12 protein-coding genes and 1 pseudogene are annotated in these 13,993 nt (G+C 64.4%); 4 read left to right on the top strand and 9 right to left on the bottom strand.

Features of this window, described 5'->3' with window-relative positions; genetic code table 11:
- Positions 1 to 125 precede the first annotated feature (125 nt).
- Complete coding sequence (locus tag K4B79_RS39215; protein WP_232032332.1) at positions 126 to 377, bottom strand: DUF6247 family protein; 252 nt, start codon at positions 375 to 377, stop codon at positions 126 to 128.
- A 276-nt stretch (positions 378 to 653) separates the two neighbouring features.
- Entirely contained in the window at positions 654 to 1,145 is a 492-nt protein-coding gene (locus tag K4B79_RS39210) for a hypothetical protein (RefSeq protein ID WP_232032201.1), read from the bottom strand.
- Between the two features lie 171 nt (positions 1,146 to 1,316).
- Here K4B79_RS39210 and K4B79_RS39205 point away from each other — a divergent pair, with 171 nt between their 5' ends.
- Both K4B79_RS39205 and K4B79_RS39200 read left to right on the top strand, forming a co-directional pair.
- Positions 1,317 to 2,543: a tetratricopeptide repeat protein gene (locus K4B79_RS39205; protein WP_232032200.1), complete on the top strand. Its 1,227-nt coding sequence runs from the start codon at positions 1,317 to 1,319 to the stop codon at positions 2,541 to 2,543.
- Positions 2,540 to 3,088: a GNAT family N-acetyltransferase gene (locus tag K4B79_RS39200; protein ID WP_232032199.1), complete on the top strand. Its 549-nt coding sequence runs from the start codon at positions 2,540 to 2,542 to the stop codon at positions 3,086 to 3,088. Before K4B79_RS39205 ends, K4B79_RS39200 begins: the two co-directional genes overlap by 4 nt.
- Positions 3,089 to 3,133: 45 nt before the next feature.
- On the opposite strand, the gene K4B79_RS39195 is transcribed toward K4B79_RS39200, so the two are convergent.
- Together K4B79_RS39195 and K4B79_RS39190 are read right to left on the bottom strand one after the other, a co-directional pair.
- Positions 3,134 to 3,337 (bottom strand): DUF397 domain-containing protein, encoded by a 204-nt coding sequence (locus K4B79_RS39195; RefSeq protein ID WP_232032198.1) that lies wholly within the window; start codon positions 3,335 to 3,337, stop codon positions 3,134 to 3,136.
- A complete protein-coding gene (locus tag K4B79_RS39190; RefSeq protein WP_232032197.1) occupies positions 3,337 to 4,182 on the bottom strand; it encodes a helix-turn-helix domain-containing protein in 846 nt (281 codons plus the stop codon). The genes K4B79_RS39195 and K4B79_RS39190 overlap by 1 nt, the downstream gene beginning before the upstream one ends.
- A 202-nt stretch (positions 4,183 to 4,384) precedes the next feature.
- Here K4B79_RS39190 and K4B79_RS39185 point away from each other — a divergent pair.
- Positions 4,385 to 4,831: pseudogene (locus K4B79_RS39185) on the top strand (ATP-binding protein); the annotation flags it as partial.
- Positions 4,832 to 4,849: 18 nt separating this feature from the next.
- Here K4B79_RS39185 and K4B79_RS39180 read toward each other — a convergent pair.
- The 3 genes from K4B79_RS39180 to K4B79_RS39170 are packed head-to-tail and all read right to left on the bottom strand — an operon-like array spanning position 4,850 to position 9,975.
- A complete protein-coding gene (locus K4B79_RS39180) occupies positions 4,850 to 5,824 on the bottom strand; it encodes a hypothetical protein (protein ID WP_232032196.1) in 975 nt (324 codons plus the stop codon).
- 29 nt (positions 5,825 to 5,853) lie between these two features.
- A complete protein-coding gene (locus K4B79_RS39175) occupies positions 5,854 to 6,852 on the bottom strand; it encodes a hypothetical protein (protein ID WP_232032195.1) in 999 nt (332 codons plus the stop codon).
- Between the two features lie 42 nt (positions 6,853 to 6,894).
- Positions 6,895 to 9,975 carry a DUF3427 domain-containing protein gene (locus K4B79_RS39170; protein ID WP_232032331.1) on the bottom strand — a complete coding sequence of 1,027 codons (3,081 nt, stop codon included), beginning with the start codon at positions 9,973 to 9,975 and terminating at the stop codon, positions 6,895 to 6,897.
- Between the two features lie 492 nt (positions 9,976 to 10,467).
- Here K4B79_RS39170 and K4B79_RS39165 point away from each other — a divergent pair, with 492 nt between their 5' ends.
- Positions 10,468 to 11,250 (top strand): SDR family NAD(P)-dependent oxidoreductase, encoded by a 783-nt coding sequence (locus tag K4B79_RS39165; RefSeq protein ID WP_232032194.1) that lies wholly within the window; start codon positions 10,468 to 10,470, stop codon positions 11,248 to 11,250.
- Positions 11,251 to 11,256: 6 nt separating this feature from the next.
- On the opposite strand, the gene K4B79_RS39160 is transcribed toward K4B79_RS39165, so the two are convergent.
- Positions 11,257 to 12,270: an SEC-C domain-containing protein gene (locus tag K4B79_RS39160; protein ID WP_232032193.1), complete on the bottom strand. Its 1,014-nt coding sequence runs from the start codon at positions 12,268 to 12,270 to the stop codon at positions 11,257 to 11,259.
- A 166-nt stretch (positions 12,271 to 12,436) separates the two neighbouring features.
- The gene (locus K4B79_RS39155; RefSeq protein ID WP_232032192.1) at positions 12,437 to 13,909 is read right to left on the bottom strand and encodes a glycoside hydrolase; all 1,473 of its coding nucleotides are present in this window, start codon (positions 13,907 to 13,909) and stop codon (positions 12,437 to 12,439) included.
- Positions 13,910 to 13,993: the final 84 nt, after the last annotated feature.

Here is a 13,993-nt window from a genome sequence, read left to right as displayed (position 1 = left end):
GGGCGGCGGCGTTCGGAGACCCGGTCTTGGTGGGCAGCGTGGTGAGCCAGCCGGCACTCGTGCGCGGGAGGGTGCGGCGGATGGCGGCGGTGTCACCCGCACTGGCACGGTCGAGATCACGCCGTTCACCGGCCCTGTTCCTCCTGCTTCAATCGCGCCGTGAGGTCGATGCCCTCCTGCACGGCGATCTCGAAGTCGGGATCCTGGTAGAGGCGGATCCGCCCCCGGTAGTCGACGATCACTGCGGCGACGGCGTTGAGGTCCGTTTCCGACGACGTCTCCAGTGCACGCTGGAGATCTGCTTCGAAGGACTCCCGGTCGCCCGGAAAGGCATGTCCGGACCGGAGAGCGGCTCGTATGTCGCCGATGGTCTTCATCTTCAACGGCAGCACCCCAGGTCTGGGCGTCTCCTCGTACTGTGCGCTCAGGATCGTCAGCTCCTTGCTGGTTGGTGTTCTATGAGGAGTGCCCTACAGCGGGATGGGGGCCGCGGCGGAAAACTTCCCGTCAGTGCACCAAACGTCGGGGCTCCAGGGCATCAGCCAAGAAGGCGCGCCGTGCGCCGCTACCGAGAGTTGCGACGGGACTTGTCTCGCACTTGGAGTCGCGCATGAGCACTTCGTCGGCGGTCAACGCACACTCGGCGAGAGCACTCACACTGACAGCTGCTGGATGAGCTGCCGGTGCCCGGCATCGATCAGGTCCCGTACCGCCTGTGGCTTACACAAGTTGCCGTCGTAGCAAGGCGGGACAGCCCAGTACGCACCCGGCGGTTCTCGGCGGTCGAGCCGTGGCACGCCCAGATACGTGTCGTCCCGCAGGCACGGTGCGCTGCGGTTGTAGTCCCACACCAAGCCGGCATGCCACTGGATGAGCGGGTAGTACGTCTGGTTGGTGCTGCGCGGATCGTGGATGACGGGTCCTCGCAGCCGTTCCTTGAGGATCGCGGCCACCTGACTGGGTTGTTCGCTGCCGGTCGCCGCGTGCACGAGTGCACCGGACAGCCGAACCGCGGCGAACAACTCGCCGAGAGGCAGCAGCGCTACGCCCTGGCTCGACCAGTCCGCCAGAACCTGCTCCGGCACCGGATGTGCTCGCGCGAGCCACTCGGAGATCAGTCTGTCCATGTCCGTCGGCAGCAGCACCGGAGCTCCCTCGATCGAGTGCGTGGTTCACATCCACGAGCAAACCGGAATCGACCCGTCGGGCATCAGGACAGTAGTGGGGGAGTTACCTGCGAGCGACCGGACAGTTTTACTGAATACGAAATGCCGGTAGGACTACCGTCGAGGGACGAATCGCGCGAGGGGGCTCGGGTGGGCGGTATGCGAAATACCTGTCTCGAAGCTTTGCTGGCCGAGTTCGGCTACACCCACCAACAGCTCGCAGACGAGGTCAACCGAGTGGCCGAGCACCTGCTGGGTGCGCCCGCCAACTGCACGGATCGTCATGTACGTCGCTGGATCGCGGGTGATGTCCGACTGCCGTGGTCCCGGTATCTGCTGCCCCTCCAGGAGATCTTCGGCCGCGGCCCGGAAGCCATGGGATTCGTGCCACGCAAGTCATCGAAACCCCTCCCCCCACCGGTAGGTCCGGCATCGGCGAACGCGAGGAGCGGGGTGCAGCGCCGCACCTTCATCGCCGGGGCTCTGGCCACCACCCTCGGCATCGACCAGACGCCGGGACACGGCCGCCTGGGAGTCGGTGACATCGACAGGATCCAAGGCACGATCACCCGCCTCGACGCCCACTTCAACGGGCTCGGCGGCGGCGCTCTCATCGACGTCACGGTCGACTACCTTTCACGCCTCGAACATGCCCTGGACCACTGCACCTACAGCGAGCGTGTCGAACGGGGCATGCACCGAGCTATCGCCGAAGTTGCCGCATGTGCGGGCTGGTCGGCCCACGACTGCGGGCAATATGAGAAGGCAGCCCACCTCCGCAACCACGCCTTGCAGGCCGCACTGCTGTCCCGTGACCCCGTCTGCGTCACCAGAGCCTGGTCCGACCTGGCAGCCCAGGCCGAACATGCGGGCCGCCCCGCGGAAGCAGCCCGCATCAACCGTGCCGCACTCTCCGAACGGCACCTGCGCGCCCGACCGTTGATCTCCTCCCTCCTGAACGCCAGACTCGCCGACTGCCTGGCCCAGACCGGCGACCTCACCGGCATGGGCCGCCATCTCGCCGCCGCCGAACGCACCTACGACCGCGCGAACACCACCGCGGCTCCCAGTTGGCTCGCGTTCCTCACGCCTGCTGAACTGTCCGGTCTCGGAGCCATCGCCCATCAAAGCGCCGGCCAGTACCGCCGTGCCGAAGCCCATGCGGCCCAGGCCCTCGAACTCCTCGAAGAACGCTTCACCCGGAACCGCGCCTACTACGGCGTCCTGCTCGCCGAACTACAGCTGGCCCAGGGCGAACACGAGAGAGCCGTCGCCACTGCCTCAGGCATTCGTACAGTCGGTGTCATCAGCAGCCGCATCACCGCCCGACTCGAACGGGTCACCGCAGTTGGCCGGTCCGAAGGAGGACCTCCGTGACCACACGCCCCGAACTCGACCTACGGCACTACGGACACACGGACGCACACACGATCCGCGAACTCCTCCTGGACATCCACGACGAGGTGTACGCCAAGAGCGACGACCCGCTGGCAGGTCGCGACGCCTTCGCGAAGTTCCTCGACCACTGGACGGCCAACAAGGCGTTCGCCTGCGTCCTCGCCCACGACCGAGGACAGGCCGTCGGCTACGCCTACGGGGCACCCCTCCGCTCGTCCACGACCTGGTGGTCCAAGGTCACCCCGCCCTTGCCCGAGCCCTTCGTCACCGAGACCGGCCACCGCACCTTCGCACTGTCCGAGCTGATGGTCCGCACCCCTTGGCGCGGCACAGGCGCAGCACGCCACATCCACGACACGCTCCTCGCCTCCCGTAGCGAACAACGGGTGACGCTGCTCGTCCACAAGGAGCATGTCAAGGTGCGGGCTCTGTACGAGAGTTGGGGGTACGAGTCGGTAGGGGAGGCGGTGCCGTTCGAGGGGGCACCGGAGCTGTGTGCGATGGTGCTTCCCTTGGCCGCTTGATTCGACCTGGGCGTGGGGGTTGCTAGCCCATGCGTCGTACCAGCGTCAGCGGGCTCCCGCTCTCCTTGGACCTAGGGACTGCACGAAGGCATCCCAGGCCTGCGCCTCCACGGCTATGCAAGGTCCACCCTCGCGCTTCGAGTCACGCACAAGCGCGCCGTCCTCAACCGACGCGCACTCCACGCACTCAGTGCCACTCCCGCCGCTGTAGGACGACTTGAACCACTGGTACGTCGAGGGCGCTGTCATCAGGACTCCTTGCTTATGCGGTCGATGATCTCCACGGAGGATTCGAGATCGAGTGCCTGTGCGCTGAGGTACTCGAACGCCAACCTATAACGCTCCAGTTCTGGTCGCTTCTCCATGAAGAGCCCGCCTCCGAGCAAGTCCACGTAGACGACGTCAAGTTCGAGAGAGGGCCCGCGCAGGACGGCGAAACTGCCTACGGCTGCTGCGTGCGCACCGGAGGAGAAGGGAAGCACCTGGACGGTGACGTGAGGCAGTTGGGCCATGGTGAGGAGATGCTGAAACTGCGCCTGCATAACTTCGCGGCCGCCGACTCTACGTCGTAGGGCTGCCTCGTCGATCACGCACCACAGGTGGGGTGGCTCATCGCGTTCGAGGAGTTCCTGCCGCTTCATGCGGATGTCGACCATGTGCTGGACTTCGCGCTCCGGGCACTGCACTTCCGAGGCTCGGTGGACGGCCTCAGCGTAGACGCGGGTCTGAAGAAGCCCAGGGATGTACATGGACGCGTAGTGGTCTTCGCGTACCACCTCGTCCTCAAGCGTGAGCATGAGGTTCATGGACTCAGGGATGGGGTCGGCGAGTGATCTCCACCAGCCTTGGATCCTCGCGCCTTTCGCTAGCTCTACGACAGCGAGGCGTTCCTCGTCTGAGGCGCCGTACTCGCGACAAAGGGCGTCGACAGCCGGCCACTTGACCGTTCCCTCCTTCGTCTCGTAGCGGCTGAGCGTCGCCTTCGAGATGCCGACGCGTGCGCCTGCCTCCTCAAGGGTGAGGCCCTTGCGTTCTCTGAGGCGGCGTAGGTCGGCGCCTAGCTGGCGCCTTCGAGTTGTGGGTCCGACTGCCATCTCTAGGCCCTTCGTATCGATCAGTCAGATCGTGCGGCTTCCATGAAGTCAGCTGCAAGACGGTGTGCGCCGGGGGCGTGCGTGGACCGCTACGCACCCGTTGGCTGCTAGTGAGAGTTCCATTTTGAGAGTCTCACTGCAACTCTGAGACGTAGCCCGAGGTGCACAAAACAACTGGGCTTGGAACGACAGGAGTTGACTGATGAGCTGGACTGTAGGTTTGTCGCGGAAGCCATGGACCCTCGCCTTTGCAGCGGAGCCCGAGGAGGTGGCCGGCCTCCGCCGCATCATGCGAGTGCACTTGGAGTTGTGGGGTCTGCACGGGGTTGTTGCCGACGCTCAGCTCTGCGTCACCGAGCTCGTGTCGAATGTCATCACCCACGTCGGAGTCGGTACCCCTGCAACTCTCGCCGTGTCGATGTGTGGCACTCGGCTGCGTATCGAGATCCACGACCCCGATACGCGGGCTCTTCCAACCCTTGTCAGCGCACAGGACGATGCCGAGGTGGGGCGCGGAATGGCCCTCGTTGACGCTCTTGCTGACCGATGGGGTGTTCTCCTGCATGCCGACAAGAAGGTGACCTGGTGCGAGTTGACGACGCGGCTACCTACAGGCGATGGCCACTTGGAAGGCGGGCGCGTGAGTCGTCCTGTGTGTCGCTGAGGCTCAGTTCGAAGCGGTGATGTCGGCGGCTGAGGGCAGCGCGAAGTACGGTGCAGGCCAATCCACTGTGCCGTCGTCATTCGCTTGAGCCACGTGCTGCAATAGGAGGGCCGTCGGGTCTTGTATGTCTACCTCGGGATTCTTTCCCGTAAGGCGCGTTGTGATCGCTATCGAAGGGTAGTCAATTCCCAGCAGTCTGCATATGTGCTCGAAATCTCTGTTCTCGTTTCCGTCGCCGAGGTTTTCGCAGAGGTAATCGCGTAGGCGCGAGCATATGTCGAGCATGGCGTTTCCGCTTTCAGTTAAGTGGTACATGCCGCCTTGTAGGCTCTCGCTTCCGAGGAAACCTATGATGAAGAGTCGCTCCGTCTCAGACCTGAGGGCCTCTAGGCTCACTTCGAGTTGCTTGGCTGTGCTTCTGTGGTTTCGGTAGCCATGACTCTTGACGTGAGACAAGATGGCTATGGGTAGGCCAGGGCGCCTTGAAGAAGCAAAACGTGTCACATCCTGAGCCGTGAGACCTCCCAGGGCAACATGCAGGAGGAGATCCTTTGTTATCTCGTCTCTCAGATATTTCTGAATCGCGTCTTTAGCCTTCTTGTCTGTTTCTTTAAAGTCTGCCGGAACCCAGAAGACGCGCAGGCGTGAGAGTCGATCTCGATACGGGCCTTTGAGGTAATCTTGGGTTACTTCGGCGAGGCGACTGCGATGCTTGCTTTCGTGGCTGGCTATGTACACAGCGGCATGAATATCGTCCTCGTGGAGAAATGTTCGGAGGTCTTTGTCTATACCGTCCCCGCCGTGCTTCCATAGGGTCTGCCCTGCAATCACTTTGGACCAGTCCCTCTTGAGGTCACACGAAAAGTCGAAGCGCTTACGCTGTCCTTCCGTGTATCCGAAGAGCATGGATCTGGATGCATCCTTCATGATGCTGAGAGCTGTAGCTGTGAGGAAGTCATGTTCCGCTGACGATGCCATGATGACTCCGGGGTGGGGATGTGAATGTGCTACTTGACTGCAAGCCTCGTGTATCCGGTGCCATCGCGGTAGACGAGGTCTATTCCCTCTGTGTGAAGAAGGTTGAGCAAGTCATCCTGTGGACGGTCGGGAACTAGTACTGACAGTCTGGGATTTCGAGGCCTAATGTGCCGCACATAGTCCTTCAGTTGCCCTATCGCCGTCCGTACTTCCTCGCGGCTACTCTCGCCTCTCACCGAATACAATTCGTGCTCAGTGGCGTCATAGAGGTCGGTTTTGAGGGTGGTCGTCGTGCCTGCGATCTTTATCTGGTACGCGGAGACTTGGTGTTCTTGTTTCGTGAGCTCTGCGAGGTATTGATCCCGCAGTTCCGCTTGACGGAGGTCAGCGATGAGACTTGGCTGCGCGGCGCGCCTGCTCTCTGAGGCTCGTTTCCGCTTAGGCTCGACCATCCTGGGTTCCGGCACGCGGCTCGTGGCTACAGTCGCCGACACCCGATGAGCAATGGTGGTTTCCGCCCGCGTGATGGCGTCCTTGTCGAGACGCTCGTAGTCACCCTTGGGGCGCAGACGGAAGACAATGATGCGACGTCGTTCGCCCTTCTCGTCATCCGCCTCACGCACGGTATATGGCTGCCGCGAGTCCAATTCAAACTCACCTATGTACCGTTGCTGCTTGGCGGCAGACTTGGAGCCTGGTGCTCTTCTTGTGGTTATGAAGACGCGAAGGGCTTTCCCTTTATCAGCGTGATATAGCACAGCAGCATTGCGAGAGCCTGGCAGCCCTAGAAACGTTTGATCTCCTCGGGTGCCTTGGCCTGTGTACTCAAACACAGGCCCCAGTTCGTCCTCTTCCGCTAGCCACCCGTCTTCGTAGCCGTACCTCTTGCCACTGTCGTGATCTACATAGATGAGGATGTTTGGCGTGGTTGTGGAAGGAATGATCCCTTCTTGTGTTCCTCCGCCGAACAGCTTCTTCATCGCTGCGCGCGTGGTCACCAGACCGGGCTTGATCGAAGCTAAGTCCATACTCTGACGTTAGCTGATCGCTCTGACATTGGATCTGGTCGACTAGCTTGCCGTGATGGTCGAGTACGACCAGACGTCGGCTGGCAGCTCGTGCTCTAGCCGCCATGTGATCGCCATCGGCTTGCTGCCGGTGTGCTCCACGTACGTCGCCGGGCCAAGGAGCATCCAAGGGTGGGCTTTGCCGATGTCTGTGTCCTTGTAGCGGCGCATGAACAGCAGCACGTGGCTTCCCTGTTGGGCATGGTGTTGGTAGCGCAAGCCGGTCCGTGAGCTCTCGGCGACTGCGTTCTGGGACTCCCAGTGGAAGAGCGTGGGGCTCAGAGCGAAGTCCTTGTAGCGAACCGTGGGCGAGAAGTCCTTTTCGTTCTTCTCTAGAGTGATAAGTAGCGCATCAGTCTGAATGTCCTCAATCCACTGCACGCCTTGCGCGAAAGACCTGGGCATCTGGCCGCCGAAGCGGGCCACACCGAGCGCGGCCAGGACCTCGGAGCGGTTGTATGCGCTGTGGATCTTCAAGGGGATGTGGCTATGAGGACCCGATAGTGGGATCGGAAAGTGGTCGGACCGCTCAATGACGTATGACAGCACCTGTCGCAACTCGTCGCGGAGTACGTGCTGTGAGTGCAGTGCGTCGAGGCCCTCCTGGAAGCTGGTGAAGCCACCCGCGTTGTCCCACAGGTTGAAAAAGAGCATGCGGGCGTACGTCTGGTCGCTTGGGGTCAGGCTGTCGTACGCGGGAGCGTCATCCGCCACGAGGCGCAGGTAGGCGTGAGCGCGCTCTGGGTCGTCGACATGGAGGAAGGCATGGACCCGCTTGAGGAGTGCGGCCTCTCCCGGCGGAGCCGGCTCTTTCACGAGACCTGCCTTGCGAAGGACCGTCGTCCAGGAGTTATCGCTCTTGTAGAGCTCCTTGATCTCCCGGCGACTCTCCCGTAGGTAGTCAGCGAGGCGAGGCGTGTGGTAGTCCCTTACTTCCTTCATCAACACCTTGACGGTGGCACCAAGCTGGGCGCGAATGTTGTCGAGGACGAGGTCCTTGGACTTGCCCTCCAAGATGATCTGGCATCCGGAGGGAAGCTGCGGGAAGTCGTACTCGATGTGGTCGACGAGTCGGTTGCGGGAAAGGTTTGTCAGAGCGCGAAACTGCTCTTCGAAGCGAAACTCGGCTCGGTGCTGGCCGATGAAGTCGAGGACCGTGAGTACAGGCTTTGTTTCCGTGCGTCGTAGGCCTCGCCCCAGTTGCTGAAGGAAGACCGTGGCGCTGTTCGTGGGGCGCAGGAGTAGCAGTGTGTCGACGTCAGGGATGTCGAGACCTTCGTTGAACAGGTCAACGGAGAAGATCACTTGAAGCTTGCGGTCCTGGAGGTCAGCAAGCGCCTGCGCCCGGACGCCGGCTGGCGAGTCGCTGTCCAGGGCCACAGCTTGAAAGCCCGCCTTACGGAAGAAGTCCGCCATGAAGTGCGCATGAGCCTTGGTCACGCAGAAGCCGAGAGCACGCATAGCTCCCGGGTTGGAGACCTTGTCGCGGATCTGCTTGACGACGATACGAGCACGGGCGTGGTTGCCGGTGAAGAGGTTGTCAAGGTCTCGATCGGCATACGCGCCCTTCTGCCAGCCGAGGTTGGTCAGATCAGTGCCGTCCGGGATACCGAAGTAGTGGAAGGGGCACAGCAGGTCGTTCTCCAGGGCCTCCCACAGCCGCATCTCGGCTGCGATGCGACCGTCGAAGAATTCGTCCTGCACGTTCAGCCCGTCCATCCGCTCCGGCGTAGCGGTGAGGCCCAGGAGTTCCTTCGGCTCGAAGTGGTCGATGACGCGACGGTAGGTCGTTGCCGTGGCGTGGTGGAACTCGTCGATTACGACGATGTCAAAGTGATCGGGGGCGAGCCGTTCCAGTCGCTGGAGGTTCAGCGATTGCACGCTGGCGAACACATGGTTCCACTCGCGAGGGTCTTCGCCGCCGTAGAGGGGTTCACCAAAGGAGGCGTCGTCCAGTACCTCTCGGTAGGTGCGCAAGGACTGATTCAGGATCTCCTTGCGATGGGCCACGAACAGCAACCTTGGGTTGCCGTCGCCGAGCCTTTGACGCAGGGTTCGATAGTCCAGGGCCGCCATCACCGTCTTGCCGGTGCCAGTTGCCGCCACGAGGAGGTTGCGGTTGCGACCGCGGATCTCGCGCTCGACTCGCAGGCGCTCAAGCATGTCCTGCTGATGGGGGAAAGGACGGACCTCAAGGCCTGAAAGGCTGATCCTGAGGTCGGTCGTCGGTCCGGTCCCACCGGCCTGGGCTAGAGCCCGGTCCAGACGTTCACCGTCGTCGTCTGGGTCGTACGGCTCGAAGGCGATGTCGTTCCAATAGGCATCGAAAGTGGCCTCGAACTTGTTGAGCACCGCGGGAGTGGCCACGGACGACAGGCGCACGTTCCACTCGAGGCCGTCGAGCAATGCGGCTTTCGAAAGATTCGAGCTGCCGACGTACGCCGTGTCGAAGCCACTCTTTCGTCGGAACAGCCAGGCTTTCGCATGCAACCGCGTCGAACGGATCTCGTAGTTGACCCTCACCTCCGCACCGAAGTCGCGCACGAGGCGGTCGAGGGCATGTCGATCGGTGGCGCCGATGTAGGTGGTCGTGATGACACGGATCGGGACACCGCGTTCCTTGGCAGCGCGAAGCGAATCTTCGAGCACGCGTAGGCCGTACCACTTCACAAAGGCGCAGAGCAGATCGATACGGTCTGCTGTGGCCAGTTCGGCACGCAGTTCACTCCCGAGACTTGGATCTTCGGGCGAGTTGGTGATGAGCGCAGTCTCCGAGAGAGGCGTGAGAGGGCGGATCGCGTAGACACCCGGGGCCTCCTGCTCGGCCAGTGCGAGAAGCTGCCGTGGCCCATCGGCGATGAGCTCCACCGCATCACTGGTCTCGCGCTCGGAGGGATCAGCCGCGAGTGATTCGATGATCTTGTTGGCTACGGCCACGCGCTTGGCGTGGGGGAGTTGGCTGAGCCGTCGCCCTATGGCCTGGCTGATGTGCCGGGCCAACACATGGGGTGACGATTCTTCGCTGACATCACCGTCGATCGCCTTCCAACCAGCCGCGCCCAACTGGTCCATCTGTGCCTGCATGCGCTTGGTGATGAGCTCCTCGTACACGCCTGCGACAGGCTCTGACAGATCTCCCGGTTGGGCCACGCTGACTCCCGATCGCTCGTACAGCAATGGCTCTGTTGTAACAGGCGCCACTGACGGCCGAGCGCCCCTGCTCGTTACCGAGGTGAGTGCGGATCTAGTTGGTAGGCAAGGTGCCCTTGGGGCCGCCCGCTTCTCGGTCAGTGTCGTGCCTCCGCGCCCCGCATCAAGGGCGCTCCGCCTCCGGCTGCGCGTCGCCTTCGGCGATGGCCCTGCGGGCCACCCTTGACCCGGGGTGCTCCGACACGGGGGAGAAGCGAGCGGGCGGCCGGGGGAAAGCGGGGGCAGGGTGGGTTGGGTGGTCGCGTGGTTTTGTTGGGGGCCGGGGGTGGGGGCGCGTCGGCTCGGATGGCGCGCGGGTCGGTTCGGCGACTTGCGGGTGGTGGGTTGCGGGGCGGGCGCTTACCCGGCGTGGATACGTTGTTCGCCATGGCGCGGATATCTGGCAGTGAGCAGGGGTCGCAGAGGCTGGCCGGCAAGGTTGTTGTCGTTACCGGGGCCGCTCGGGGGCAAGGGGCTGCCCAGGTGGTGGCGTTGGGGCGGGCGGGGGCTACCGTGGTGGCTACCGATGCGCGGCCGGACGGGGTTGAGGGGTGTCGGCGGCTTGATGTCAGTCGGGAGGACGACTGGGGTGCGCTTGCCGCTGAGTTGGAGGGGGAGTTCGGGCAGGTGCATGGGCTCGTCAACAATGCCGGGGTTATTCGGCGGGAGCGGTTGGGTGAGGTGAGGGTCGATGACTTCGCCGACGTGCAGGCCGTGAACACCGTTGGGCCGCTGTTGGGGATTCAGTACCTCTCCCCGCTCATGCCGCCGGGGTCGAGCATCGTCAACGTGGGGTCGTCCGCCGCGCTCACCGGGTATTACCCCGTTGCGTACACCGCCAGTAAGTGGGCCCTGCGAGGGGTTTCGAAGATCGCGGCCATGGAGCTGGGGGCGCGTGGGATTCGGGTCAATACCGTGCATCCCGGTTATATCGAGACCGAGATGACCGCCGGGGCCACGGCGGCCTTTCGGGAGGCAACCATCGGGGAGACGCCGCTCGGGCGGAGCGGCAGGGCCGAGGACATCGCGCCGCTCGTGGTGTTTCTGATCTCTGATGAGTCCTCGTTCATCACCGGTGCGGAGATTCCCGTGGACGGGGGCCTCACCGCGCACGGTGGCGTCAAGTCCATCTCGGACGCGATGAGGCCCCAGGGCGTGGACATGCCTTAAGGCGGCCTACTCTGCCCCGTGGCACGCCTCGTAAGCCGTCCCCGACCCACACCAGCAAGCCGTCCCCCGCTGCGGCGGCCACTCCACCGCGCGGCCACGGGCCGCCAAGGTCGTCGCGTACTGGGGCAGCAGCGTCGCGTCCCCCGGGGACGAGCCCTCCGATGCCGCGAAGGCCTCGTAGGAGGGGACCGTACCCGTGACGATGCCCAGGTTCGGGGTGCCCGACGAGGCCAGTTCGCGCAGGGACGCCTCTATCGTCGTCAGGTGTTCCTCGTGGGAGGGGTATTCCGAGGAGAGGGTCGGGTACGACGACACCAGCTCCGACAGTTCGCCTGCCGACCAGTGGAGGACCGCTACCGGGAACGGGCGGGAGAGGGCCTCCCGGTAGGTGCCGAGTTCCGCGCGGAGGCGGGAGATCTCGGCCTCCAGTTCCGCGGGGTTGTCCGAGCCGAGGGACCAGACGCGCTTGGGGTCGTGGAGTTCGTCGAGGGAGACGGGGGAGGAGTTGAAGGTGTCGGCCAGGGCGTCCCACTCGTCGTGGGGGAGGCCGAGCATGCGGCGGACCCGGTGGCGGCCGAAGAGGAGGGGGTGTGTGGAGTACGGGGGGTCGGTGACGTCCGTGAGGAGCAGCCTCGCGCCCTCCGTGAAGGTGTCCTGCGCCGCCTCCAACTCGTCGTGGGACTCCAGGGCCTCCGCGACGATCACCCAGGGGGCCGGGTCGCGGGGGGACGCGGCGCGGACGCCCTCGATGATGGCCCTGGCCTCTGCCTCGTGGCCGTACTCCCAGAGGTTCGAGGCCTTGAGGGCCCGGACCAGGAAAGGGTTCTCCAGGCTGCCGGAGGAGGACAGCAGGCGGTCGTAGAGGGTGGACGCGGCGGGGCGGGCGCCGGCCAGTTCGAGGTGGGCCGCGGCCTGTAGGAGCAGGGCTTCGGCGTCCTCGGGGTACAGGCCGGCGGTCCGCTCCAGGCGTGCCGCTTCGGCGGTGTGGTCGACGTTCTCGGCGGGCGTGTCGGGGCGCATGGGTGACACCGTACTGCCGAGCCGCCGTGAAGGAGAGAGATGTGCAGGCCAGCGCCACAATCGGCACACCGGCTCGCACATCTCGTCCAGGCCTGCCCGGCCTACCCGGCTTCCCCGGGCTCCTCCGGTTCTCGTCCCGACTCCGCCGGGCTCGCCCACACCGCGTCTATATCGTCACCCCGTCGATCTGGAGCGTCTGCACCGCCTTCGCCGCGAACGGCACCGCCACCGACTTCCCGCTCAGGAACGTGTTCGAGTACGACGCGTACTTGTCGCCGCCCGTCGTCACCGTGTTCCAGCGCGGGACCACGCCGCCCGAGCCGCCGGTCACCGTCGTGAAGCGGGAGAGGTCGAAGGTCAGGGTCTGGGCGGAGGTGGAGGTGTTCAGGGCCACGATGACCAGGCGGCGGGCGCTCGCGTCGTAGCCCGCGACCGCGTAGCTCACGCCCGTGTCGAGGATGCGCATGCCGGGGCGGAGGTGGCGGCTGAACTGGGCCAGTACGTAGTACTTCGTCTCGACCGCGCCGGCCTGCAGGGTGCTGCCGTCGTACTTGATCACTCCCCAGCCCGCCGTCGGGTCCATGACCTGCCAGTAGACCCAGGCCGTCGGGTGCAGCCAGCGGAAGTCGGACAGGAGGTTGGCCGCCATGGTGTAGCCCGTGCCGTCGCCGTCGCCCGTCTCCGAGTTCCACAGCTTCTTGCCGGATGTCGTCACGACGTCCGTGTAGAGGAGGTCGCGGCGGCCGCCGGAGCCCTGGTAGCCGTGCACGTTGACCTGGTTCACCAGGGCCTTCGTGGAGGACGAGAAGGCCCCCCATGTCGTACGCGCGAGGTCGTAGCTCGTCTCGTCCGAGGCCGAGATGCGGACGCCGGTGAGGCCCCGGGCGTCCAACTCGCTGCGCATGTACGGCAGTACGGCGGCCTGGACCGACGCGTCCATGTGGCAGCCCTCCTGCGTGCCGGTCGCCGTCCACCAGGAGGACGAGGGCTCGTTGAAGGGGTCGACGGTCGCGAAGTTCACGCCCCAGTTGTTCTTGGCGCGCAGGGCCACGGCGGCCAGGTGGGAGGCGTGCTGGCGGTAGTTCCAGGTCTGGAGGTTGTTGCCGCCGCCCGAGGCGCCGGAGGGGTTGTGGTTCTGGCACATCCACCACATGGGGGAGTTGGCGAAGAGCTCGGTGGTCGCGCCCCGGGACACCGCCTTGCCCAGCATCGCCCGCTGGTTGGCGTCCGCGGTCCACTTCCAGGCGCTGGACGCCGGGTCCTCGTTGTTCCAGTCCTGCCAGAAGCCCTCGATCTGCTTGAAGGCGGGGATGTTGGGCGAGGCGACCATCGACTGTCCGCCCACGCTGTTCCAGCTGCACGCGCCCAGGTTGTAGCGGGCGATGTTCATGCCGAGGCCGGGGAGCGAGGTGCCGTTGTACGTCGTCGACTTGGTGGTGAAGAAGATGTCGGCGAAGTCGTCCCGGGCGCCGAAGACGTTGGCCCACCAGGCGAGGGAGGTGCCCCAGCCCTCCCAATTGCCGTACGACGTTCCGGGGTTCACGGCGATGGTGGCGTCCGCGTGGGCGGTCCCTGTCGCCAGCGCGCTGCCGAGGACGGTGCCGCCCGCGGCCGCGAGCAGGGTTCTGCGTCGGATCATGGCTTCTCCGATTCGAAGGAACGCCGGTCCCTGAACCAGACGTTCCGGCCTGTTCTGCTCATGCCAGGAGGAAGCATCGGGCCT

The organism is Streptomyces lincolnensis (genome assembly GCF_021173675.1).
GTDB lineage: Bacteria > Actinomycetota > Actinomycetes > Streptomycetales > Streptomycetaceae > Streptomyces > Streptomyces lincolnensis_B.
This window is presented reverse-complemented; position numbering and strand designations above follow the sequence as displayed.